This is a genomic window from Pseudoxanthomonas winnipegensis (assembly GCF_004283755.1).
Lineage (GTDB): Bacteria > Pseudomonadota > Gammaproteobacteria > Xanthomonadales > Xanthomonadaceae > Pseudoxanthomonas_A > Pseudoxanthomonas_A winnipegensis.
Map to the genome: position 1 here is coordinate 329,410 of NZ_SHMH01000006.1, position 22,519 is coordinate 351,928.

Annotated in this window: 21 protein-coding genes; 12 read left to right on the plus strand and 9 right to left on the minus strand. The window is 71.9% G+C overall.

The genetic code is table 11. The annotated features are described in order from the left end of the window. Positions 1–425 precede the first annotated feature (425 nt). From EAT51_RS13660 to EAT51_RS13685, 6 genes are all read left to right on the plus strand, one after another. A complete protein-coding gene (locus EAT51_RS13660) occupies positions 426–1,115 on the plus strand; it encodes a response regulator (protein ID WP_130521806.1) in 690 nt (229 codons plus the stop codon). A gap of 17 nt (positions 1,116–1,132) precedes the next feature. Continuing rightward, on the plus strand, positions 1,133–2,557 hold the full coding sequence (locus EAT51_RS13665; RefSeq protein WP_130561741.1) for a sensor histidine kinase: 1,425 nt from the start codon (positions 1,133–1,135) through the stop codon (positions 2,555–2,557). 82 nt (positions 2,558–2,639) lie between these two features. Then, positions 2,640–3,506 carry an alpha/beta hydrolase gene (locus EAT51_RS13670; protein ID WP_130561742.1) on the plus strand — a complete coding sequence of 289 codons (867 nt, stop codon included), beginning with the start codon at positions 2,640–2,642 and terminating at the stop codon, positions 3,504–3,506. Beyond that, entirely contained in the window at positions 3,503–3,865 is a 363-nt protein-coding gene (locus EAT51_RS13675) for an EamA family transporter (RefSeq protein ID WP_130521809.1), read from the plus strand. The genes EAT51_RS13670 and EAT51_RS13675 overlap by 4 nt, the downstream gene beginning before the upstream one ends. Then, entirely contained in the window at positions 3,862–4,260 is a 399-nt protein-coding gene (locus EAT51_RS13680; protein ID WP_130561743.1) for a DMT family transporter, read from the plus strand. The genes EAT51_RS13675 and EAT51_RS13680 overlap by 4 nt, the downstream gene beginning before the upstream one ends. Beyond that, entirely contained in the window at positions 4,244–5,446 is a 1,203-nt protein-coding gene (locus EAT51_RS13685) for a DegT/DnrJ/EryC1/StrS family aminotransferase (protein ID WP_130561744.1), read from the plus strand. The genes EAT51_RS13680 and EAT51_RS13685 overlap by 17 nt, the downstream gene beginning before the upstream one ends. A 20-nt stretch (positions 5,447–5,466) precedes the next feature. On the opposite strand, the gene EAT51_RS13690 is transcribed toward EAT51_RS13685, so the two are convergent. From EAT51_RS13690 to EAT51_RS13705, 4 genes are read right to left on the minus strand one after another with little or no spacing between them, the layout of a single operon-like run. Then, on the minus strand, positions 5,467–6,345 hold the full coding sequence (locus tag EAT51_RS13690) for an arginase family protein (RefSeq protein WP_130521812.1): 879 nt from the start codon (positions 6,343–6,345) through the stop codon (positions 5,467–5,469). Continuing rightward, positions 6,342–7,406: a GNAT family N-acetyltransferase gene (locus EAT51_RS13695; protein WP_130521813.1), complete on the minus strand. Its 1,065-nt coding sequence runs from the start codon at positions 7,404–7,406 to the stop codon at positions 6,342–6,344. Before EAT51_RS13695 ends, EAT51_RS13690 begins: the two co-directional genes overlap by 4 nt. A gap of 51 nt (positions 7,407–7,457) precedes the next feature. Next, positions 7,458–8,864 carry an aspartate aminotransferase family protein gene (locus tag EAT51_RS13700; protein ID WP_130521814.1) on the minus strand — a complete coding sequence of 469 codons (1,407 nt, stop codon included), beginning with the start codon at positions 8,862–8,864 and terminating at the stop codon, positions 7,458–7,460. A 35-nt stretch (positions 8,865–8,899) separates the two neighbouring features. Further along, entirely contained in the window at positions 8,900–9,598 is a 699-nt protein-coding gene (locus tag EAT51_RS13705; protein WP_130521826.1) for an HAD-IB family phosphatase, read from the minus strand. A 189-nt stretch (positions 9,599–9,787) separates the two neighbouring features. Between EAT51_RS13705 and EAT51_RS13710 the strand changes: the two genes are divergently transcribed. Next, on the plus strand, positions 9,788–10,273 hold the full coding sequence (locus EAT51_RS13710) for a DUF421 domain-containing protein (protein ID WP_130521815.1): 486 nt from the start codon (positions 9,788–9,790) through the stop codon (positions 10,271–10,273). Between the two features lie 225 nt (positions 10,274–10,498). Here the strand turns inward: EAT51_RS13710 and hemF are convergent, their stop codons facing one another. The 3 genes from hemF to EAT51_RS13725 are packed head-to-tail and all read right to left on the minus strand — an operon-like array spanning position 10,499 to position 14,524. Then, a complete protein-coding gene (hemF, locus tag EAT51_RS13715) occupies positions 10,499–11,515 on the minus strand; it encodes an oxygen-dependent coproporphyrinogen oxidase (RefSeq protein ID WP_425478261.1) in 1,017 nt (338 codons plus the stop codon). A gap of 31 nt (positions 11,516–11,546) precedes the next feature. Beyond that, entirely contained in the window at positions 11,547–12,149 is a 603-nt protein-coding gene (locus EAT51_RS13720; protein WP_130521816.1) for a hypothetical protein, read from the minus strand. Continuing rightward, a complete protein-coding gene (locus EAT51_RS13725) occupies positions 12,146–14,524 on the minus strand; it encodes a S9 family peptidase (protein ID WP_130521817.1) in 2,379 nt (792 codons plus the stop codon). The genes EAT51_RS13720 and EAT51_RS13725 overlap by 4 nt, the downstream gene beginning before the upstream one ends. A 161-nt stretch (positions 14,525–14,685) precedes the next feature. Here EAT51_RS13725 and EAT51_RS13730 point away from each other — a divergent pair, with 161 nt between their 5' ends. The 3 genes from EAT51_RS13730 to EAT51_RS13740 all read left to right on the plus strand — a co-directional run bounded on the left by EAT51_RS13730 (position 14,686) and on the right by EAT51_RS13740 (position 18,468). After that, complete coding sequence (locus EAT51_RS13730) at positions 14,686–16,032, plus strand: AMP-binding protein (protein WP_130561745.1); 1,347 nt, start codon at positions 14,686–14,688, stop codon at positions 16,030–16,032. Between the two features lie 79 nt (positions 16,033–16,111). Next, a complete protein-coding gene (locus tag EAT51_RS13735; protein ID WP_425478263.1) occupies positions 16,112–17,449 on the plus strand; it encodes an AMP-binding protein in 1,338 nt (445 codons plus the stop codon). Beyond that, a complete protein-coding gene (locus EAT51_RS13740) occupies positions 17,446–18,468 on the plus strand; it encodes a hypothetical protein (RefSeq protein ID WP_130521820.1) in 1,023 nt (340 codons plus the stop codon). The genes EAT51_RS13735 and EAT51_RS13740 overlap by 4 nt, the downstream gene beginning before the upstream one ends. A gap of 379 nt (positions 18,469–18,847) precedes the next feature. On the opposite strand, the gene EAT51_RS13745 is transcribed toward EAT51_RS13740, so the two are convergent. Together EAT51_RS13745 and EAT51_RS13750 are read right to left on the minus strand one after the other, a co-directional pair. Further along, positions 18,848–19,849 carry a chorismate transformation FkbO/Hyg5 family protein gene (locus tag EAT51_RS13745; protein WP_165422026.1) on the minus strand — a complete coding sequence of 334 codons (1,002 nt, stop codon included), beginning with the start codon at positions 19,847–19,849 and terminating at the stop codon, positions 18,848–18,850. Between the two features lie 9 nt (positions 19,850–19,858). After that, positions 19,859–21,238 carry an NAD(P)/FAD-dependent oxidoreductase gene (locus EAT51_RS13750; protein ID WP_205953650.1) on the minus strand — a complete coding sequence of 460 codons (1,380 nt, stop codon included), beginning with the start codon at positions 21,236–21,238 and terminating at the stop codon, positions 19,859–19,861. Between the two features lie 137 nt (positions 21,239–21,375). On the opposite strand from EAT51_RS13750, the gene EAT51_RS13760 reads away from it, so the two are divergent. Further along, positions 21,376–21,645 (plus strand): phosphopantetheine-binding protein, encoded by a 270-nt coding sequence (locus EAT51_RS13760; protein WP_130521821.1) that lies wholly within the window; start codon positions 21,376–21,378, stop codon positions 21,643–21,645. Positions 21,646–21,668: 23 nt separating this feature from the next. After that, the gene (locus EAT51_RS13765) at positions 21,669–22,397 is read left to right on the plus strand and encodes a COG4648 family protein (RefSeq protein WP_165422025.1); all 729 of its coding nucleotides are present in this window, start codon (positions 21,669–21,671) and stop codon (positions 22,395–22,397) included. Positions 22,398–22,519: the final 122 nt, after the last annotated feature.

Below are 22,519 nucleotides of genomic sequence, written 5' to 3' on the forward strand. Positions count from 1 at the left end.
GGACTCGCCGCCGCGGACCATCCCTGGCCCGCTCGCCGCTCGCCGCTCGCCTGCCCGGGCCGACGCTCTGCGGCGAATGGATCAGGACTTCTTACGGCACGAAGGCATCCAGCAAGCGCTTTGCCCCCTCCCTTTCGCCGCAGGCGAAGGGGAGGGCCGGGGTGCTCTTGCTTCGGCGGCTTGCCCGGTAAAGCCCCGACCCCTCCCCATCCCTCCCCTGCGCTGCGCGCAAGGGCGGGGGCTCAAGCCAAAGCCCTGTGACCTGACGCGCTGCCCTTACGGAGTCGAAACGCCTTCCTGCCCGCAAGCCCAAAGACCTGACCGGCGCGACAGGTTTTCGGCGACACTTCGCGCCTTCCGGTTGAGCCGCTTCGTGGTGTGGTGCGCATGTCGCCGTTCCCTTCTCGTCTGCTGTCCCGTCCGTCATGCGCGTCCTGATCGTCGAGGACGATGCGGCCATCGCCGAGGCCGTGGTCTCGGCCATGCGCCAGCAGGGGCATGCGGTGGATCATCTGGCCGATGGTTCCCGTGCCGATCTGGCGCTGCGCGACACCGAGTACCAGCTGCTGGTGCTGGACCTGGGCCTGCTGGGGCCCATGGATGGCGTGCAGGTGCTGCAGCGCCTGCGTGCCCGCGCGGCGACCACCGCAGTGCTGGTGATCACCGCACGCGAAGGGCTGGAGGATCGCGTACAGGTGCTGGACCTGGGCGCCGACGACTACCTGGTCAAACCCTTCGCCCTGAAGGAGTTCGAGGCACGGGTGCGTTCGCTGCTGCGGCGCATGGTCAGCCAGGGCGCGCCCGAACTGCGCCTGGGCCAGCTGCGCCTGGACCTGGCCGGCCACCGCGCCTGGATCGGCGAAGACCCGCTGGAGCTGACCGCCCGCGAGTTCGGCCTGCTCGGCGCACTGGCCACGCGTACCGGCCGCGTCGCCAGCCGCGCCCAGCTGGTCGAGGTGCTGTGCGGCTGGGATGCGGACATCAGCGACAACGGCCTGGACATCGCCATGTACCGCCTGCGCCGCAAGCTGCAGGGCAGCGGTGTGGGCGTGCGCACCATCCGCGGCCTGGGCTATCTGCTGCAGGAGCAACAGGACACAGGCGATGACGCCTAGGGCCTGCAGGGGGACCGATGGCCGGCCCTAGCCCGCACCCCAGCCTGCGCCGGCGGCTGGTGCTGTGGCTGGCGGTGCCCATGCTGGTGCTGCTGGCGCTCGATGCCGGGCTGACCTATCGCGTGGCGCTGCATTACGCCAACCGCGCGCACGACAGCAGCCTGGCCGACGACGCGGTCACCCTGGCCGAGCTGCTGCGGCGCGAGCCGCAGTCGCACGCGCTGTCCCAGCAGGCGCAGTTCCTGCTGCGCTACGACCCGAACGGGCCCAACTACTTCGCCGTGATCAGCCGGCGCCACGGCCTGCTCTACGGCGACAGCGGCCTGGGCAACACGCGGATGCCGGTGCCGGGGACCAAGCCGGTGCTCTACAAGGGCTTCCACGACGAGCACCATCTGCGCATGGCGACCGTCGGCCTGGCCTCGCCGTACGAGGCCGGCGACACGCTGGGGGTGACGGTCGCCGAGACCCTGCGCGAGCGCCACCGCAGCGCCCGCGACGTGCTGCTGATGACCCTGCCGCTGCAGGCCGGCCTGATCGCCGTGGTGCTGGTGCTGGTCTGGGTCGGCGTGGACCGCGGGCTTGGCCTGCTGGCGCCGCTGACCCGGCGCCTGGCCGAGCGTGAGCAGGCGCTGGCGCCGGTGACCGAGCCCGACGTGCCGCGCGAGATCCTGCCGCTGACCCGCGCGCTGGACGCGCTGTTCGTGCGCGTGCGCGGCGCGATCTCCCTGCAGGAACGCTTCATCACCGACGCCGCCCACCAGCTGCGCACGCCGCTGGCGGGCCTGCAGCTGCATGCCGAACGGGCGATGACGGCGCAGGATCCGGCCCAGCTGCAGCAGTCGCTGGCCCACATCCTGGCGCAGACCGCGCGTGCGGCGCGGGCCTCCAACCAGCTGCTGGCGCTGAGCCGCGCGCAGGCGCCGCATCCGCGCGAGGAGATGCATGAGCCGCTGGCCCTGGACCGGCTGGTGCCGCGCGCGGTGGCCGCGCGCGTGCCCGAGGCGCTCGATGCCGGGCTGGACCTGGGCTACCAGCCCCCGGAGACGCCAGTGCCTGCGATCGTCGGCGAAGCGCGCGGGGTGCAGGAACTGCTCGACAACCTGATCGACAACGCCCTGCGCTATGCCGGCAAGGGTCGCAGCATCACCGTCGGCCTCTCGGCCGAGCAGGCGCGGGTGATCCTGAGCGTGGAAGACGATGGCCCGGGCGTGCCCGACGCGCTGCGCGCGCGGCTGGGCGAGCGCTTCTTCCGCGTGCCCGGCACCGGCGGCGAGGGCACAGGCCTGGGGCTGGCGATCGTGCAGGGCATCGCCAGCCACCACCAGGCCGAGGTGGCGTTCCTGCGCGGCGCGCAGGGTGGGCTGCGGGTGGAGGTGCGCTTCCCCGCAGCGGCGCGGCCGGAGACGGCGGCCGACCTGGGCAAGCACAACCTGGCGTAAACCCCGCCGCCGCCCCGGCGCGGACGAAAGCCAGCGGAAAACCTCGCGTGACACCCTGCCGGCCTCTTCAGTGAGGTGGCACGTGATCCGTTCAAGCGAATTCTTCTTCGAAGGTGGCCGCAACGGCGTGCTGCTGATCCATGGCCTGACCGGCACGCCGGCCGAGATGCGCCGGGTCGGCACCGGCCTGCACCGCGCCGGCTTCACCGTGCACGGCGTGCAGCTGGCCGGCCACTGCGGCGACCTGGACGACCTGATGGCCACCGGCTGGCGAGACTGGTATGCCAGCGTCGAGCAGGCCGCGGACGCCATGGCGACGAAGGTGGACCGGATCTTCGTGGCCGGCCTGTCGATGGGCGCGCTGCTGTCGCTGGAGCTGGCCAGCCAGCGCCCCGAGCTGGTGTCGGGCGTCGGCGTGTACGGCGCGACCTTCGTCTACGACGGCTGGAACATCCCGTGGACGCGTCACCTGTCCTTCCTTCTGCCGCTGTTCAAGGCCACCGGTATCGGTCGCGACCGCATGTTCATGGAGGAGCCGCCGTTCGGCCTGCGCGACGAGCGCCTGCGCGCGCAGATCAGCGCGGCGATGCAGGGCGCGGACAGCAGCGTGGCCGGGCTGCCGGGCAACCCCTGGCATTCGCTGGCCGAGCTGCGCGCGCTGGCGGCGCGGGTGCGCCGGCATCTGCCCCAGGTCACCGCGCCCTGCCTGGTGGCGCATGCCACCGAGGACGACGTGGCCAGCCTGCGCAATGCGCAGTGGGTGCTGGACGGCGTGTCCGGGCCGACCGAGTTCCTGCCGATGCACGAGAGCTATCACATGCTGACCCTGGACCGGCAGCGGCGCCTGCTGACCGAGCGCACGGTGGAATTCTTCCAGCGTCTCGCGCAGCCGGAAGCGGCGCCGCGGGCGAGCGTCGATGCGCCGTACCGGTACGAGGCGCTGGCATGAGTCTGGCGGTGGCCCTGCTGTGGCTGCTGACCGTGGTGGTGGATACCGCCGGCCAGCTGGCCTTCAAGGCCGCGGCGGTCGATGGCGGTGAGGCCGCACAGACGCTGGCGCGCTGGCGGCACCGGCTGGCACGGCCGTGGCTGTGGCTGGGCATCGCCTGCTATGTCGTGGAGTTCCTGGCCTGGGCGGCGTTCCTGTCGCTGGTGCCGCTGTCGCGCGGCGTGCTGCTGGGCTCGGTCAACATCCTGGCGCTGATGCTGGCCGGGCGGCTGTTCTTCGGCGAGCGGCTGACGCCGCTGCGCGTGGCCGGCATGGGCCTGATCGGACTGGGCGTGGCGGTGGTGGGAGTGGGCGGATGAAACGGCCGTATGTGTTCGGCTTTCCGCTGCTGATGGCGTTCGACACGCTGGCGCAGCTGAGCTTCAAGCTCGCCGGCGATCACGCCCTGCCGCTGGAATGGGGCCTGCCCTGGCTGCAGCGGCTGTTCGGCCAGCCGTGGATCTATGGCGCGATCCTGGGTTACATCGGCGCCTTCTTCACCTGGATGACGCTGCTGGAGCGCGCGCCGATCGGCCCGGCCTTCGCCGCCTCGCATCTGGAAGTGGTCAGCGTGCTGCTGGTCTCGGCCTGGCTGCTGGGCGAGCCGATTACCCTGGTGCACGTGGTGGGCGCGGCGCTGATCCTGGCCGGCGTGGCCTGCCTGGCGCGTGCCGAAACCCAGACCGCCGAGATCGCCGGTGCTGCCGCGACGTGAACTGCCGCCCACGGCGGGGCTGCCGCTGCGCTGGACCGACCTGCTGCCCGGCGATGCCGGGCTGGAAGCGCGGCTGGCGCAGCTGTTCGATCTGCCCGCGCCGCTGCTGACCTGCTCGGGCACCGCGGCGCTGGTGCTGGCCCTGCGCGCGCTGCGGCGCCTGGCGCCGACGCGCGATGAGGTCGTGGTGCCGGCCTACACCTGCCCGCTGGTGGCCATCGCGGTGCAGACCTGCGGACTGCGTCTGCGCCTGGGCGAGCTGCGCGAAGGACACTTCGATCTCGATCCGGTCGCCCTGCGCGGCCTGTGCGGGCCGCGCACGCTGGCGGTGTTGCCCACCCACCTGGCCGGTCGCGTGGCCGATGTCGCCGACGCGGTGGACGCGGCGCGCGCCTGCGGCGCCTGGGTGATCGAGGACGCGGCCCAGGCGCTGGGCGCGCGCGTGGACGGGCGCAGCGTGGGTCTGCGGGGCGACATCGGGTTCTTCAGCCTGGCCGCGGGCAAGGGCTTGTCGCTGTACGAGGGCGGCCTGCTGGTCAGCGCCGATCCGGCGCTGCGCGCGCTGCTGGCAGAGGAGGCGGCGCGGGTGCCCTCGAGCGCAGGCTGGGAGCTGCGTCGCAGCGCCGAGCTGCTGGGCCTGGCCCTGGCCTACCGGCCGCGCGCGCTGGCCCTGGCCTATGGCCTGCCGCTGCGACGCGCGCTGGAGCGCGGCGATCCGGAAGCGGCGGTGGGCGATGTGTTCGGGCCGGAGATACCGCTGCACCGCGTCGGCGCCTGGCGGCGCATGGTCGGCGTGCATGCCAGCGCGCGGCTGCCGGCCTTCCTGCACGCCGCGCGCGATCGCGCCCTGGCCTGGAAGCAGGCCGTCGAAGCCGTGCCCGGCGTGCAGGTCTACGACGACCGCCCCGGCGAACACGGCACCTGGCCGGTGCTGTGGCTGCGCCTGCCCGACCGCGAGCGCCGCGACGCGGTGCTCGCGCGGCTGTGGACCGCCGGCCTGGGCGTGAGCCGCATGTTCATCCACGCCTTGCCCGATTACGCCTATCTGCGCGACTGCGTGCCGCAGGCCGAGGTGCCGCAGGCGCGCGCACTGGCCGCGTGCAGCCTGACCATCGGCAACGGCCCCTGGCTGGATGAGGCCGCGCGCGCGCGCATTCTCGACGTCCTGCGCCAAGGCGCGACGTAGGCGCGGCGCGACGCGGGCTGTCAGGCTGCGACCGAGGCGGCGGCGATCAGGGGCAGCAGCGCCGCGTTCAGCGCGTGCTGGCCGGCCTGCCACAGGGGCAGGACGTTCGGATCGGGCGGCTGCTGGCCGTCCAGCGCGGAGAGCAGGCGCTTGAACGGCTGACGGTAGCGATGGTGCGAGATCTCGCCGGTGATATCGCTGGCGATGATCGGCGCGGAGAGTTCGTCGATCAGGCGCCGCGCGTCGGCCAGCTGGAAGCGGCCCTGGTCCCAGTTGGTGCGGGCCACGTCCTCGCCGAACACGTCCTTGTCGATGGACAGGTACACCGGCAGTGCGGCGTCGGCGCGTGCGGCGAAGGCGTCCAGCAGGCTGGCGCTGTCGGCGAAGCCATGCACGGCATGGCCGCAGCCCAGCGCGCGCGCCCAGCGCGTGTCCACGCCCAGGCACCAGTAATGCACGCGTCCGGCGCGCAGCGGGCCGAGCACGTTCTCCCAGCAATGGCGCGTGCCGGCATCGGCCGAGCACAGGCCGACCATGTGCACGCGCGCCACCTGCGGCAGGGCCGCCACGCGCCGCACCCACGAGCCGCAGTGCACGCCGAAGGGATAGCGCATGTTGTCCGGATGGTTGTCCAGCACCACCACCTGCAGCGGGCCGCCGTGGCGCGCCGCCGCCTGCCGCACCAGCGGCCAGGTCAGGTGATGGAAGTCGCCGCTGCCCAGCATCACCGTGCCGTGCGCGCTCTCCAGCGCCGGCTGCAGTTCGCGGGCCAGCCGTTCCAGCGTGGCCACGCCGCAGCCGAAGCGCACCGCGTCCTGCCAGGCGCGCAGCGGCAGCACGCGCGCGCCCGCCAGCGGCCCGACCGCGCCGTCCAGGTCCAGCACCAGCGGTGCGCTCATCCGGCCACCTCGGCCTGCGGCACGCTGCCGGCTTCGTGTTCGAAGCGGTGCGCATGCCGGCGCAGCAGGCCGCGCAGCAGGGCGTTGCGCGGATACACCGCGTGCCGGGTGGGAGTGAGGCGCGCGCCGAGATAGCGCTTGATCTCAGGATCCGTCCAGCCGGCCACGTAGTGGCTCAGGCCCTGGCGGCGGGCGTGTTCGAGGTTGTGCATCCAGCTCACCGCGTACAGGTTGTGCTGGCGCGCCTGCGGATAGGCCAGGCCGATGTACTTGTCCACCAGCATGCCGGCGTGCTCGTAGCACAGGTTCCAGCCGATCAGCGCCTGATCGTGGTAGTAGGCGAAGACACGCCCGCCGCTGCCGCCGTCGCGCAGCAGGCCGTCGAGGAAGGCGCGGTCGAGCTGGTCGAAGTGGATCTGGCTCTGCGCGTAGACGTTGAGATACAGCGCGTAATAGGTCGCCAGCGTGTCCGGCTCGTCGAAGCATGGCGCGCCGGTGGGCAGGCATTCGATCCGCAGGTCGGCGCGCGAGCGCAGCTTGCGGCGGATATCGCGGCGGCGGCCGGAGGACAGGCGCGCCAGATAGGCGTCCTCGTCGGCGAAATCGATCGGCACCCACGCCAGCTGCATGCCCTGCATCAGCACGAAGCCTCGCTCGGCCAGCGCCTGGGCGAAGGCCTGGGCGCGGCGATTGCCGTGCAGGCCGAGCAGGGGCGAGTCGTCGGGCAGATCCTTGACGATCAGCAGCGGCGCGCGTCGCGCCTGCGCCAGCACCTCGTCGGCCAGCGCCTCCACGCTGCCGCTCAGCGGCAATGGCGCGTACTCGGTGGCGGTGCAGCCGATGAAGCAGGCCGGCCACTCCAGCCAGCGGCGCCAGTGGCGATAGCCGGGCAGGCCGGTCACGCGCCGGCGCAGCGCATCGTCGGCGGTGGTCAGCAGATCCAGGCGGGCACGGAACAGCGGCAGGCCGCTGGACAGACGTTCGACCTGGAAACCAGGCGGCGGATGGGCCAGGAAGCTGTCGAGCAGCGCATCGGGCTCGAGCTGGGTACAGGAGTACATGGCGGCTCCGCGAAGCACCGGCCGCTTGGCGCGGCCGGTGCCGGTGGGGGATCAGACGGTCTGCTTGGCCTTGGTCAGCGCCTGGTCGATCAGGGCGATGGCCAGGTCGATCTCCTCGTGGGTGATGTTCAGCGAGGGCGCCAGGGTGATGACGTTCTTGTACCAACCGCCCACGTCCAGGACCAGGCCGATCGGCTTGCCCTTGTGCGTGAGCTCGCCGCCCAGGCCGATGTCCACCATCCGGTCCAGCAGCGCCTTGTTGGGCGTGAAGCCGTCGGCCTCGCAGATTTCCGCGCGCAGCGCCAGGCCCAGGCCATCGACGTCGCCGATCTCCTTGTGACGCTTCTGCAGCTCGCGCAGGCCGTCCAGGAAGTGCGCGCCCTTCTCGGGCACGGTGCGCTCGTAGTCCATCTCGTAGCCCATGCGGATCACTTCCAGCCCCAGCGAGGTGCCCAGCGGGTTGGAGTTGAACGTGGAATGGGTCGAGCCCGGCGGGAAGATGGTCGGGTTGATCAGTTCCTCGCGCGCCCACAGGCCGGACAGCGGATTCAGGCCGTTGGTCAGCGCCTTGCCGAACACCAGCACGTCCGGGGTCACGCCGAAGTGCTCGATCGACCACAGCTTGCCGGTGCGCCAGAAGCCCATCTGGATCTCGTCGACCACCATCAGGATGCCGTACTGGTCCAGCACCTTCTTCAGGTCGCGGAAGAAGTTCTGCGGCGGGATCACGTAGCCGCCGGTGCCCTGGATCGGCTCGACATAGAAGGCCGCGTATTCGGCCTGGCCGACCTTGGGGTCCCACACGCCGTTGTATTCGGTCTCGAACAGGCGCGCGAACTGGCGCACGCAGTGGTCCGAATACTCCTCCGGGCTCATGCCCTTGGGCCGGCGGAAGGGATAGGGGAAGGGGATGAACATCGCGCGCTCGCCGAAGTGGCCGAAGCGGCGGCGATAGCGGTAGCTGGAGGTGATGCTGGACGCGCCCAGGGTGCGGCCGTGGTAGCCGCCCTCGAAGGCGAACATCAGGCTCTTGCCGTTCTTGTAGTTGCGCACCAGCTTGAGCGAGTCCTCGATGGCCTGCGCGCCGCCGACGTTGAAGTGCACGCGGCCGGGCAGGCCGAACTTGCCCTCCACGTCCTGGGCGATGGTCTTGGCCAGCTGGATGCGGGTGGGGTGCAAGTACTGGCTGGCGACCTGCGGCAAGGTGTCGATCTGGTGCTTGAGCGCGTCGTTGAGGCGCTTGTTGGAATAGCCGAAATTGCAGGCCGAGTACCACATCTGCAGATCCAGATACGGCGTCTGTCCACTGTCGAACATGTAGCTGCCTTCGCAGCGGTGGAACACCTTGGGCGGATCGACGTAGTGCACGGTGTCGCCGAAGGAGCTGTAGCGGGCCTCGTCGGCCAGCAGTTGGGCGTCGTCCTCGAGCGCCGGGGCGAGGGTGTGGAGCAGGTTCATGGCAGTGTCCGTTTGCAGCAGGAGGGGAAGCCGCGTCACGCGATGGCGACGGCGGGAGAAACGAGCGGGGCGTGGCGGGTGAGTGCGCCGGATTCCAGGGCGGGCAGCAGCGCCAGCGCCTCGGCGAAGCCTTCGATGGCGCTGTGCGCCAGCGCGTGGTCGCGGCAATGGGCGATCAGCTTGCGCTTGGCGAACACGTAGTCGGCGCGGCCGGCCACGCAGAAGTCCGAGGTGCCGTCGCCGACCAGCAGCACCTGGCCGCCCGGCGCGTGGCGGCGCGCCTGCGCGGCGCGCGCGCACTTGCAGGTGCCGGCGCCGCAGCTGGGCGCCTGGTGCGGGGATTCCAGGTTCCAGCGGCGTTCGCCGACCGGATGGAAGCGATTGGCGTACAGCGGCAGCGGCGCCACGCCCTCGCGGGCCAGCAGCAGGCGGATCGGCAGATCCAGGCCGTCGCTGACGATCTCCAGCGGCCAGCCGCGCGCGGCCACCGCCGCGGCGAAGGCCGGGAAGGCCGGATCGATGTCCAGGCCCGACAGATGCTGCTCGAACTGGGCCGCATCCATGTCCAGCAGCGCGACCTGGCCGCGCATGCAGGCGCGCGAGCCGATGCGACCGGCCAGCCAGTCGTCCTCCAGCGCCTCCCAGCCGGGACGGCCGAAGCGCTGCAGCAGGGTGTCGATGGTGTCGCGCAGCCCGATGGTGCCGTCGAAGTCGCACAGCACGGTCCAGCGCAGGGGAACGGAACGAAGAGACATGGGACTTGGTGCGTGGTTCGAGGTGGCGCCACGTTAGGCAGCGGACCTTTCCGAGGGCTTTCCGTCGCCGCGCGCTTCAGCCGGCGTTGGGACGGCGCCGCTTCTTCACTTGCCGCTGCGGGGCGCACGTGTGATAACGCCGCCGTTGCCACCTGCGATGCCGCCCCGATGCACGATCTGTTCGACCTGTCCGCGCCGTGGTGGCACTTCGTGCTGCGCGGGGTGGTGATCTATGTGATGGTCACCGTGCTGATGCGCATCTCCGGCAAGCGCGCCATCGGCCAGTTCACCCCGTTCGATCTGATCCTGCTGATCCTGATCGGCAATGCCGTGCAGAACGGCATCAACGGCGGCGACAACTCGCTCACCGGCGCGCTGATCATGGCCTCCACGCTGATCGCGTTGAACTGGCTGGTGGCCTTCGGCTCGGCGCGCTCGATGCGCTTTCGCCACCTGGTGGAGGGCCATGCCACGGTGCTGGCCCGCGACGGCAAGGTCTTCGCCGAGGTGCTGCGCAAGCAGCTGGTGGCCGAGTCGGACTTCAAGAAGGCCATGCGCCAGTCCGGCTGCGAGCACGAGCGCGACATCCGCCTGGCGATCCTGGAAACCAACGGCCACATCACCATCGAGACCCGCGAGGGCAAGTCGGGGTAACGGCTTGGTGCATCCCATGGCGCACCTGTCCCCACAAATCTTGTAGAGCGGAGCTTGCTCCGCTGGGGCCTTCGCCACGTACCAAACGAAGAGCAGCGGAGCAAGCTCCGCGCTACGGAGAGGCCACCCTTGTGGCTTCTTCGGTCAGTGGTGGCGGTGGAGCCCCAACGGTAGAGCCTCATCGCCGCCATTGACGCAAAGGCCACAAGGGCGGCTCGCACGGGGTCAGCGGGAATCCAGCTCGGCCAACCAATCGCGCGGCCGCAGATAGTCGGCCAGGCGCGCCTCGTCGCTGCCGGCCTCGGGGGTGAAGCCGTATTCCCAGCGCACCAGCGGCGGCAGGCTCATCAGGATCGATTCGGCGCGCCCGCCGCTCTGCAGGCCGAACAGCGTGCCGCGGTCGTAGACCAGGTTGAACTCCACATAGCGCCCGCGCCGGTAGAGCTGGAAGTCGCGTTCGCGTTCGTCATAGGGCGTGTCGCGGCGCGCGGCCACGATCGGCAGATAGGCCTCGAGGAAACCGTCGCCGACCGCGCGCAGATAGCCGAAGTCGGCGTCGAAGTCGTCCTGCAGATCGTCGAAGAACAGCCCGCCGACGCCGCGCGTCTCGGCGCGATGCTTGAGGAAGAAATATTCGTCGCACCAGCGTTTGTGCGCCTCGTAGCGCGCCTGGCCGCCGAAGGGCGCGCACAGCGCCCGCGCGGTGCGATGCCAGTGCAGCACATCGGCATCGACCGGATAGAACGGCGTCAGGTCGAAGCCGCCACCGAACCACCACGCCACCGTCTGCCCGTCGCGCTCGGCGCGGAAGTGGCGCACGTTGGCATGCGTGGTGGGCAGATGCGGATTGCGCGGATGGAACACCAGCGACACGCCGACCGCGCGCCACGAGGCGCCGGCAAGCTCGGGCCGCGCGGCCGAGGCCGAGGGCGGCAGCCGGCTGCCGGACACGTCGGAGAAGCCGATGCCGGCCTGTTCGAAGACGCCGCCGTCGCGCAGGATGCGCGTGCGCCCGCCGCCGCCCAGGGACGGGCTAGTGTCGCGAGAGGCAGGAGGCCGGTAGCGACCGCCGCCCAGGGAGGGGCCGGTGGCATGCGAAGCGGCGTCGGCCGGGGGCTGGCGCGTCCAGCGATCCTCGACGAAGCGGGCCTGGCCGTCGGCGGCCTCGATGGCGGTGCAGATGCGGTCCTGCAGTCCGGCCAGATAGTCGCGGACGAGGTCGATGCTGGGGATGTCGGTCATGCGCGCAAGTGTACGGGCCGCTTCGTGGCGCTCAGCGCGGGCGCGTCGTCGGCGCGCTGCCGAACTGCGCCCGCACCGGCGCCGTGCACAGCTTCCAGATGATCGCACCGTGCAGCGCGGTGAACACCAGCGCCACGATCACGCTGAAGATCATGGCGGCGGTCTTCAGGCCGGCCAGCTCCGGCGGTAGCGCGCCACCGGCGCCGCCCAGCCCGGGCTGCATCGCCAGCGACGCCTCGGTCATCGCCGGCACGTACCAGAGCGAGCCGTAGGTCAACAGCGTGCCCAGCGCCAGGTAGGCGATGAAGGCCAGGCGTGCCCATTCGCGGCGCTTGAGCAGGCCCCAGCCCAGCCAGGCCAGCAGCAGCGAGGCGATGACCTCGGCCAGGCCGATCTCGAAGTAATGGGTCAGCATCCAGCGCATCAGCGGCGGCATCGGGCCGGCCGGCTCGAACAGCTGCAGATAGGCCGGGCTGGACACCAGGCCGGCCATCGCCATCTGCAGCGCGCCGTAGGCCAGGCCGACCGCGGCCAGGGCCAGGGTGATCCAGGCCAGCACGGTGACGAAGCCCTGCGCCCCGCTGCGGGGCGAGGGCGCGGCGCCTGGCAGCGGCGGCGGGACGGGCGCGCTCACGGCGTGGGCTTGAGCGTGTCGTCGAACAGGTTGAGCACGCGCTTGTACTCGTCCAGCCAGGAGTCGGCGCGGGTGAAGCCATGGCGCTCCAGCGGGTAGGGCGCGATGGACCAGTTGTCCTTGTGCAGCTCGATCAACTTCTGGGTCATGTCGATGGAGTCCTTGAAGAACACGTTGTCGTCGATCACGCCGTGCGCGATCAGCAGGCGGTCCTGCAGGCCGGCGGCGTACTCGATCGGCGAGGAGACGCGATAGGCCTGCGGGTCGATGTCCGGCGTGTTGAGGATATTGGACGTGTACTCGTGGTTGTACTGCATCCAGTCGGCCACCGGGCGCAGCGCGGCGCCGGCCTTGAACGTGCCCGGCGCGCGGAACAGCGCCATATAGGTCAGAAAGCCGCCGTAGCTGCCGCCGTAGATGCCGGCGCGGTCGCGGTCGCCCTGGTGCTCGCGCACCAGCCATTCCAGGCCGTCCAGGTAATCGTCCAGCTCCGGGTGGCCCATGTTGCGGTAGATGGCCGTGCGCCAGTCGCGGCCGTAGCCGGCGCTGCCGCGGTAGTCCAGGTCCAGCACCAGATAACCGCGCTGCACCAGCAGGTTGTGGAACATCTGCTCGCGCGGGTAGGGCGGATAGCCGGCGATGGCGTTCTGCAGATAGCCGGCGCCGTGGACGAACATCACCACCGGATAGCGCTTGCCCGGCACCAGTTGCGCCGGTGCGTAGAACTTGCCCCAGATCGCGCCGGCGCCGTGGCGCGAGGGCACCTGCACCAGCTGCGGCTGGATCCAGTTCATCGCCTTGAACGCCGGCGTGCGCGTGTCGGTCAGCACCTTGGCCTGGCCGCCGCCGGCCGGCACCACCGCCAGCTGGCTGGGCAGGTAGCTGGCCGAGTACTGCACCAGCAGCGAGCGCCCGTCCGGCGACTGGCTGAAGGCCTCCACCCCGCCGTCCAGCGCGGTGACCTCGGCGACCTTGCCGGTCTTCAGCTCGGTCCGGCAGACCTCGTAGCGGCCCGGCGCGGCGCGGTTGCACAGGAAGAAGAAGCCCTCGCCATCGGCCGCCACCTGCGGCGAGGACACCTCCCACGCGCCGCTGGTCAGTGCCCTGGTCCTCTCGCTGCCGCGCTGGGTATAGAGCTGGGAATGGCCGCTGGCCTCGGACAGCAGCCACAGGGTCTGGTTGTCCGGCAGCCAGCCGAACTCGTTGAAGCTCCAGTTGATCCAGGCCGGGTCGGTGAGGCGGTCGCGCACCTGCAGGCGCGCGTTGTCCAGGTCCACGCTGGCGATCCAGCGGTCCTTGTTGTCGGTGGCGCGCAGCAGCAGGGCGACGTTGCGCGAGTCGGCGCTCCAGTGGATCGCCGCGCCGCTGGCGTCGCCGTCGCTTTCCACGCGCACGGCGCGGTTGCCCTTCAGCGGCTCCTTGCCGGCGGCCTTGCGCAGTTCGGCCAGCGGGTCGCTGGCGATGCCGGGCAGGGTGTCCAGGCTCAGCGGCTTGACCGTGCCGCTGGCCATGTCGGCCAGCCACAGCGCCTGCGGGATCGGCGAGTTGCGCCCCACCAGCGTGCGCGCCTCCTGCTGCTCGGCGTAGCCGGATTCGGTGACGTAATGCGGGACCTCGCCGGCCTGGCCGGCGTCGGCGCCCTTCTTCTGCGTGACCACCAGCAGCCAGCGCCCGTCCGGGGACAGCGCGGTCTGACTGATCTGCACGTCCTTGCCCAGGTAGACCGGCGCCGGCGCGCGGCTGGGGTCGGCCTTGCGCCAGGCGGCCTCCTGGCGGCGCAGCGCCTCGCGCTGCTCGCGGTCGCGGGCCAGGGTGGACAGGGTGCGCAGCTGCTGCTCGCGCAGGACATCGGCCTCGGGCGCCTTGTCCGGATCGTCCTCGGCCTTGGCCTGGGCGGCCTGGGCCACGGCGGTGCCGTTCCAGCGGAACCACTGCTGGCCGACCCGCCACACCAGCGCGCCGTCGCTGGCGAACTGCGGCTGGCTTTCGTCCTCCAGCGTGCGCGTGAGCTGGGTCAGCGCGCCGCTGCGCAGGTTGCGCACGAACACATCGCCGTTGCGGATGAAGGCCTGGCGCTGGCGTTTGGCGTCGTAGATGGCATCCGGGGCGCCCAGGGTGTCGCGCGCGTCGTCGGACACGCGCGTGGCGGCGCTGGCGCCGAGCTCCTGGCGGAAGGTGTCGCGGATCGGCGAGCCGTTGCGCTTGAGGTCGTATTCCACCCCGTGGCTGTCCCAGGTCCAGCGCGGCGCCTCGACCGGCGGGCCGATCCAGTCCAGGTCGGCCATGACCTGTTCGATGGTCAGCGGCGTGGGCGATTGCGCCAGCGCGGCGGGCGACAGCAGCAGGCAGGACAGGACGGCAACGGGCAGGCGCATGAACAGGCGCTTCTCGACGACAAAGAGCCGCGAAGGGTAGCAGCGGCATCGCGCGGGGCGCATCGGACCAAGGTCACGGCGACTTGCCCGGGCGGGCCCCAGCGGCGACAGTACCGTTCGCCCGGCGACCAGGACCGGGATGCAGCCAGGGGAATGTCTTGATGTCAGCCGTCGTCGAATCCGCGCCGCAGCGCGCCGGCCTGTGCCCGCTGGGCCTCGGGGCGCCCACGCGGATCATCGCCCGCAGCGGCGGTGCGGCCATCGATCTGGCCACCTTCCACGGCCACGTGCGGGCGCTGGCCGCGCAGCTGCCGGCCGGGCGCCACGCGGTCAATCTGTGCGAGGACCGCTACCGCTTCCTGGTGGCGTTCTGCGCCGTGGCCCTGCGCGGGCAGGTGACCCTGCTGCTGTCCTCGCGCGCGCCGGCGGTGGTGGCCGACGTGATGGACCGCCATGCCGACACCTACGCGCTGGGCGACCTGCCCATCGACCCGGCCCCGGCCGGCTACTGGCGCCTGCCCGAGACGTTGAGCCATCTCGATGGCCCGGTGCCGGAAGTGCCCGAGGACGCGGTGGTCTGCATCGGCTTCACCTCCGGCAGCACCGGCGCGCCCAAGCCCTTCCCCAAGACCCTGGCGGCCTTCCGCACCAGCAACGCGCAGAACCTCAGCGCCGTGGCCGACCTGTGGGGCCAGGCCACGCCCAGCCTGGTGGCCACCGTGCCGCCGCAGCACATGTACGGCATGGAGATGTCGGTGGTGATGCCGCTGATGAGCGATGCCTGCGTGCACGGCGGCAAGCCGTTCTTCCCGCAGGACGTGGCCAGCGCGCTGGCGCAGATGCCGGCCCCGCGCGTGCTGGTGACCACGCCCGTGCACCTGCGTGCGCTGGTCGAGTCGGGCGTGTCGCTGCCGCCCATCGCCGGCTATGTCTCGGCCACCGCGCCGCTGGAGCAGGCGCTGGCGCAGGCGGCCGAGGCGCGCTTCGGCGGCGAGCTGCGCGAGACCTTCGGCTCGACCGAGACCTGCATCTTCGCCAAGCGCCGCACCGCGCTGGACACGGCCTGGACGCCGCTGCCCGGCGTCTGGGTGCAGCCGCAGCCGGACGGCACGCTGGTGCACGCGCGCCACCTGCCGCAGCCGGTGCCGCTGGCCGACCTGATGGAGGTCGAGCCCGACGGCCGCTTCCACCTGCGCGGGCGCCAGGCCGACCTGCTGGAGATCGCCGGCAAGCGCGCCTCGCTGGGCGATCTCACCCGCCGCCTGCAGGCCGTGCCCGGCGTGCGCGACGGCGCGGTGCTGCAACTGGCGCCGGACGAGATGGGCGTGGCCCGCATCGCCGCGCTGGTGGTCGCCCCGGGCATGAACGAGACCGAGCTGCTCGCGCAGCTGCGCACGGCGATGGACCCGGTGTTCCTGCCGCGGCGCATCCGCTTCGTCGCCGCGCTGCCGCGCGGGGAGACCGGCAAGCTGCCGCGCGATGCCGCGCTGCGCCTGCTGGAGTACTGATTCAAGGACGCATCAGGACGCGCCCGGCAGGCTGCGCGCGTCACGCACGAGGACCTCACACCACGCCATGTCGGCTGTCATCGAAACCCTGCCCCGCCCGGCAGGACGCTGCGCGCTGGGGGCCGGAACGCCCGAGCGGGTGATCGCCCACGCGGGCGGGCGCGACATCGCGCTGAACACCTTCCACGCGCAGGTGCGTGCGCTGGCGGCGCGGCTGCCGGCCGGCACCCACGCGGTCAACCTGTGCGAGGACCGCTACCGCTTCATGGTCGCCCTGTGCGCGGTGGCGCTGCGCGGGCAGGTCACCCTGCTGCCGCCCTCGCGCGCGCCGGCGGTGGTGGACGAGGTGATGGCGCGGCAGCCGGCCACCTACGCCCTGGGCGATCAGGCGCTGGCCGTCGCGCCGCCGCACTACTGGCGCCTGCCCGAGGTGCTGGACGAGGCCGACGGCCCGGTGCCCGAGGTCGATGAGGACGCGGTGTTCGCCGTGGCCTTCACCTCAGGCAGCACCGGCGCGCCGAAGGCCTTCCCCAAGACGCTGGCGCAGTTCCGCGCCAGCACCGCGCAGCTGGTCGCGGCGATGGCCGACCTGTGGGACGGCGCGCGGCCGAGCATCGTCGCCACCGTGCCGGCCCAGCACATGTTCGGCCTGGAGCAGTCGGTGATGGTGCCGCTGCTGACCGAGGCGGTGCTGCACGGGGCGCGCCCGTTCTTCCCGCAGGATGTGGCGCGCGCGCTGGCCGACGTGCCCGCGCCGCGCATGCTGATCACCACGCCGGTGCACCTGCGCGCCCTGGTCGAGTCGGGCGTGTCGCTGCCGGCCATCGCCGGCTGCGTGTCGGCGACCGCGCCGCTGGAACAGGCGCTGGCGCGCCAGGCCGAGGCGCGCTTCGGCGGCCAGGTGCGCGAGATCTTCGGCTCGACCGAGACCTGCATCTTCGCCAGGCGCCGCACCGCCATGGAACGCGCCTGGACCCCGCTGCCCGGGGTGAGCGTGCAGCCGCAGCCGGACGGCACGCTGATCGCCGCGCCGCATCTGCGCCAGCCGGTGGCGCTGGCCGATCTGACCGAAGTGCTCGGCGACGGGCGCTTCATCGTGCACGGGCGCCAGGCCGACCTGCTGGAGATCGCCGGCAAGCGCGCCTCGCTGGCCGACCTGACCCGCCGCCTGCGCGCGGTGCCCGGCGTGCGCGATGGCGTGATGGTGCAGCTCGACAGCCCCGGCAAGGTGCGCCGCATCGCCGCGCTGGTGGTGGCGCTGGGCCTGTCCGAGGGCGATCTGCTGGCCGCGCTGCGCGGGGCGATGGATCCGGTGTTCCTGCCGCGGCGGGTGCGCTTCGTCGAGGCGCTGCCGCGCACCGACACCGGCAAGCTGCCGCGCGCCGAGGTGCTGCGCCTGCTCGGGGAGGCGACATGAAACCGGCTGCGGTGATCGTCGGTGTCGCGCTCGCCGCGGCGCTCGCGGGGCTGGGGTGGTGGGCGTTGCGCGCCAGGCCCGAGCCGACGCAGGCCGCCGTGGCCGCGCCCGACACTGCCGTGCCCGCCGTCTCCACGCCGACCGTCAGCGCGCTGCCGGCCAGCACCACGCCGCTGCCGGCGACGGGCACTCCGCTGCGGCTGGTGTTCGACGATCTCAAGCGGCGCGCCGGCAACGGCGATGCGCGCGCGGCCTGCCGGCTCGCGGCCGAGCTGGAGCAGTGCGAGCGCGTGCGCCTGCAGCTGGCGCAGTTCGACGACATGACGCGGCAGCAGCAGCGCATGCTGGAGGGCATGGAGCCCGCGCGGCGCGCCCGGGCGCAGGAGAACATGGAGCGCACGTCACTCGCGCGCGGCCAGCAGCTGCTGCAGGATTCGGAAGGCTGCGAGGGGGTGCCGGCGATGTCGCCGGCCCAGCGTGCGGGCCTGTGGCGCGATGCGGCGCTGGGCGGCAGTCTGCCGGCGCTGACGCAGTACGCGGTCGGCAATGCGTTCCGGACACGCGACACGCTGCAGGTGCTGCCGCAGCTGCAGATCTATCGCAACGAGGCCGAAGGGCTGGCGCTGCAGGCGGCCGAGCGCGGCAGCCTCCAGGCCACGATGGCGCTGGCCGGTGCGTATTCGCCGCAGCGCGATACCGGCCGGCGCACGTATCTGGCGCAGGTGGTGACGCCGGATCCGAGCAAGTCGCTGGCGCTCTATCTGCGGGCGCAGCAGGCGCTGGCCAGCACGCAGTCCGCGCAGGCGCAGGCGCCGATGCAGCGGTTCCGCGCCGGCGCGCTCCAGCGCAACATCGATTGGCTGCGCGGCAACATGTCCGATGCCCAGCTCGCGCAGGCCGATGCCCTGGCACGTCAGTGGCAGCAGGACTGGAGCGCGCCCGCGCCCGAGGAAGGCGGTCTGCCGTTCTCGCCCGATGGCGGCGTACCTGATGTCACGCCGAAGCTTTGCGGTGATTGACCTTTGCAGGCGTGCTCTAAAAGGCGCTTCTACTGATCGATGGGTCTGGGCGCTGCGCTTGCCCGCTTCGGAAGGGTAGCGGTCTGGCGGGCGGCGTCCGCTTTTCCCTCAATCAGGGCATCCTGCCCTGATTCGGGCGCTCGGCTTCCTGCCTCGTTAGTCGCGGCCACCGCCCGCCGGCCCGCTGCCTCGTGCGTTTCGTGAGATGGGTTTGGGTCGAAAGTCCACGCGACTCCTGACCCGGTCGCAGCCTCGGTGTAGAGCGGAGCTTGCTCCGCTGCTTTCCGTTCGGTTCGCGGGAAAGCCCCAGCGGAGCAAGCTCCGCTCTACAGGTGGGAGAACTCTGGTAGCTCTTCGGCCAGTGGCGGCGATGGCGCGCTCAGCCGTGGACGCCGTCGATCTCGATGCGCAGGTCGCGGCGGCACACGGCCGCGTGCAGGATCAGGCGCGGCACCGAGGCCGGCAGGCGCTGGGCGAGCAGGTCGGCGGCCAGGGGCAGCTCGGCGGCGTCGCGCACGTAGACCTTCAGTCGGGTGCTGGCGTCGAACTGGGCCGGTAGTGTCGGCCGGTGCCGGCGCGCGCTGGCCAGCAGGCTGTCGAAGTTGGCGAAGGTCTCCTCCAGCTGCGCGGCGGTGGAGTCGCCGTGCAGGCTCTGGTGGCCGACCACCGAGGCGGTACCGGACAACAGCAGCGGGGTGTGCACCGACGGCGGCGGCAGCATGGCGCGGGCGAAGCTCGGCGGCTGCGGGCCGTACTGGCGCGGATAGCGATAGGCGCTGACCTGGCGCGGGTTCTCCACCGGCGTGCCCGGCTCGCGGCTGGCCAGCCAGTACACCTGCAGGGTGCGGCGGCCGTCGACGCGCCCGATCGCGGTGGCCGCCGGCAGCTGCGCGGTGTCGAAGCGGCCCAGGCCACGCGCGCGACCCACGCAGAAGTGGCGGTAGCGCTCGGCGTCGCCTTCGCCTTCGGTGATGTCGTCCAGGTAGTTCCACACGCGCAGCAGGTGCGGGGTGGCGCTGTCGGGCACGAAGCCGGACAGCTGCGCATAGGCCTGGACGGCGGCGGTCTCGATGTCGCCGTCGACCTCGTCGATCTGGATCGCGCCGAACTGCAGGGTCCCGTCGCTGGCCCAGGCGATCGCCCCGTCGCGCCCGCGCACGACCGGGCGGGTGCTGCGCCAGACCTCCAGCGGCGCCGCGCCGTAGGGCGCCAGCGGCACGCGCAGGTAGCGCGGATCGTCGTCGACGGGCGCCTCGGGGCCGAAGCCGAACACCGCCAGCACGCGGTCGTCGGCCAGCAGCGCCTGCGGCGTGGTGTCGTGGAGGTAGTCCACCGTCAAGGTGGACGCATCGAGGGGCACGGAAGCGGAGAGCGAGTTCACGCGATCAGTTTAATCGGCCTGCAGTGTGTCGCCGGTAAAGCCCTCGGCCAGCTGGCGCCGCCGCCTGCGCCAGGCGCGCAGGGCGGCCGGCACCATGATCGCCACGTGCGCGGCGTAGATCAGGCGGAACACGCGCAGCCGGCGCAGCACGCGCGGGCTGTCGAACACGTCGCCGGCCAGCATCGCCACCACCGCCGATTCGACCTCCAGCACATCGCGCGGGTTGGCGAACAGGTGGCGCATGGTCGGCGAGGTGAAGCGGTAGATGAACCACTTGAACTCGTCCAGGCCGGCGTCCAGCCGCCGCTGCAGCCGGCGGCGCAGGCGCGTGGCCTGCCGCGGCGCGCGCAGCGCGGCATCGACCATCGCCGCGCCCTGTTCGGCGCTGTGCATGGCCAGGAACACGCCAGAGGAGAACATCGGGTCGACGAAGGCATAGGCATCGCCCAGCAGCAGCCAGCGCGGGCCGCTCATGCGCGTGCATTCGTAGGCGTAGTTGCCGGTGGCGTGGACCGGGGCCACGCGCTGGGCGCCGGCCATGCGCTGGGCGACCTCGTCGTTCAGCGCCAGGGTCTGGCGCAGGAAGCCTTCCAGATCGCCGCTGCGGGTCTTGAGGTAGTCGGGGAAGCACACCGCGCCCACGCTCATCACATCGTCCGGCAGCGGGATCAGCCACATCCAGCCGTGCGCATGGCGGTAGATGCTGATGTTGCCCGCGTCCTCGCCGGGCCGCCGGGCCACGCCGCGGAAGTGGCTGAACACCGCGGCCGACTGGTGGCGCGGGTTCTTGCGCTTGAGCTTGAGCCGGCCGCCGAGGAAGGCGTCGCGGCCGCTGGCGTCCAGCAGCCATTGCGGGCGCAGGGTCAGCTCGGCGCCGCGTTGGCGCACCCGCACCACCGGTTGCTCGCCCTCGAAGGCCACGCCGGTCACCGCCGTGCCCTCGTGCGCGTCCACGCCTTCGCTACGGGCCTTGTCGAACAGGATCCGGTCGAAGTCCGCGCGCGGCACCTGCAGGGCGAACGGACTCTTGGCGTCCAGCGCGCGGGCGAACTTGAAGGTGTTGTAGCCGCCCTGCTCGTCGGGGAAGTCCGCGCCGAGCTTGAGCGTGCCGATCGCGCGCATGTCCTCCAGCACGCCCAGCCGTTCCAGCAGCGGCATGGTCATCGGCAGCAGCGATTCGCCGATGTGGAAGCGCGGATGGTGGTCCTTCTCCAGCAGGGTCACGCGCCAGCCGGCGCGGGCCAGCAGGATGGCCGCGGTGCTGCCGGCCGGGCCGCCGCCGACGATCAGCACGTCGGGCGTGGCATCGGGCGCCGCGGTCGGGGCGGTGGCCAGGGCCGCGGCGGCGCCGGGATCGGCGGCGGGCTGGGCAGCGGTGGCGGGGGTCATGCGGCGCGAACCTTCGCGTGTGGCAGTCCTGACAAGGGCGTCATCATAGCCTGCGCGGCCACATTGCCCGAAGGTTGCGCGCGGCCGTCCTTTGCACCATCGTGTCGCACCTTCAACGCCCTGGAAACCGCTGCCGCATGTCCGCGCAAACGCCCGAAGAACACGAACTGGCCCAGCTGCTGGTCGAGAGTCTGAACCTGGAGGACGTGGACGCCGGCGCGATCGACCCGGAGGCGCCGCTGTTCAACACCGGCCTGGGCCTGGACTCGATCGACGCGCTGGAACTGGCCTTGGCGATCGGCAAGAAGTACGGCTTCCAGCTGCGCTCGGACAACGAGGACAACCAGCGCATCTTCGCCTCGCTGCGCGCGCTGTCGGCCCATGTCCAGGCCAACCGGACCGTCTGAGGTCCCGGTCCGCCCGGTCCTCCATGCGCGCGCCTGAGCCGGGCGCGCCGGCCGACGCCGCGCCCTGGGCGATCGGCGCGGCGCTGGTGCTGGCCGTGGTCTATTCGCCGCTGGCGCACTGGGCCAATGCCAGCGGCCGCAGCGACCTGGCCGTGCTGGCCGGCGCGGCGCTGGTACTGATGCTGCTGATCGAACCGATCGCCCGGAGGCGCTGGTGGGCCTGGGCGCTGGGCGCGCTGCTGCTGGCCGCCCTGGTGCCGCTGTGGCGCTCGCCGCACGCGCTGCTGCTGCTGACAGCCCCGCCGGTGGTGTTCACCGGCTGGGTGGCCTGGTTCTTCGGCCGCAGCCTGCGCGCCGGGCGCGTGCCGCTGATCGGGCGCATCGTCGAGGGCCTGTACGCGCAGGCCGGGCAGCCGCTCAGCGACGACCAGCGCCGCTACACCCGGCGCCTGACCCAGGCCTGGACCGCGCTGCTGGCCGGCATGACCCTCGCCAACCTGGTGCTGGCGCTGTGCGCGGTGCCCGGCGGCGTGCTGGCGCAGCTGGGCCGGCCCTCGCCCTGGCCGATCTCCGACGCGCACGCCTCGCTGTTCGCCAACCTGCTCGGCTATGGGGTGATCGGTGGGTTCTTCCTGGGCGAGTACCTGCTGCGCGCGCGCTGGTTCCCGGTGCGGCCGTACCGCAACTTCGTCGACTTCGTGCGCCAGCTGGCGCGGCTGGGGCCGGGCTTCTGGCGCGATGTGCTGCGCTGAAGGCGGCTGCGCGCGGCCCAAGGGCGCGGTCCGGAGCGGCGTTAAAAAATCGCAAAATCCCGCCGCCCAAGTGCGCGGCGGCCGGGTATCCTGTCGGGCATGAGCATTTCGACAGAGAACAT

Bases quoted from the DNA above. Each gene is read 5' to 3' on its own strand.
- EAT51_RS13695 (WP_130521813.1), bottom strand. From the start codon at position 7,406: ATGTACTCCTGTACCCAGCTCGAGCCCGATGCGCTGCTCGACAGCTTC.
- EAT51_RS13765 (WP_165422025.1), top strand. From the start codon at position 21,669: ATGCGCGCGCCTGAGCCGGGCGCGCCGGCCGACGCCGCGCCCTGGGCG.
- EAT51_RS13665 (WP_130561741.1), top strand. From the start codon at position 1,133: ATGGCCGGCCCTAGCCCGCACCCCAGCCTGCGCCGGCGGCTGGTGCTG.
- EAT51_RS13710 (WP_130521815.1), top strand. From the start codon at position 9,788: ATGCACGATCTGTTCGACCTGTCCGCGCCGTGGTGGCACTTCGTGCTG.
- EAT51_RS13680 (WP_130561743.1), top strand. From the start codon at position 3,862: ATGAAACGGCCGTATGTGTTCGGCTTTCCGCTGCTGATGGCGTTCGAC.
- EAT51_RS13730 (WP_130561745.1), top strand. From the start codon at position 14,686: ATGTCAGCCGTCGTCGAATCCGCGCCGCAGCGCGCCGGCCTGTGCCCG.
- EAT51_RS13660 (WP_130521806.1), top strand. From the start codon at position 426: ATGCGCGTCCTGATCGTCGAGGACGATGCGGCCATCGCCGAGGCCGTG.
- hemF (WP_425478261.1), bottom strand. From the start codon at position 11,515: ATGACCGACATCCCCAGCATCGACCTCGTCCGCGACTATCTGGCCGGA.
- EAT51_RS13690 (WP_130521812.1), bottom strand. From the start codon at position 6,345: ATGAGCGCACCGCTGGTGCTGGACCTGGACGGCGCGGTCGGGCCGCTG.
- EAT51_RS13700 (WP_130521814.1), bottom strand. From the start codon at position 8,864: ATGAACCTGCTCCACACCCTCGCCCCGGCGCTCGAGGACGACGCCCAA.
- EAT51_RS13740 (WP_130521820.1), top strand. From the start codon at position 17,446: ATGAAACCGGCTGCGGTGATCGTCGGTGTCGCGCTCGCCGCGGCGCTC.
- EAT51_RS13675 (WP_130521809.1), top strand. From the start codon at position 3,503: ATGAGTCTGGCGGTGGCCCTGCTGTGGCTGCTGACCGTGGTGGTGGAT.
- EAT51_RS13760 (WP_130521821.1), top strand. From the start codon at position 21,376: ATGTCCGCGCAAACGCCCGAAGAACACGAACTGGCCCAGCTGCTGGTC.
- EAT51_RS13725 (WP_130521817.1), bottom strand. From the start codon at position 14,524: ATGCGCCTGCCCGTTGCCGTCCTGTCCTGCCTGCTGCTGTCGCCCGCC.
- EAT51_RS13750 (WP_205953650.1), bottom strand. From the start codon at position 21,238: ATGACCCCCGCCACCGCTGCCCAGCCCGCCGCCGATCCCGGCGCCGCC.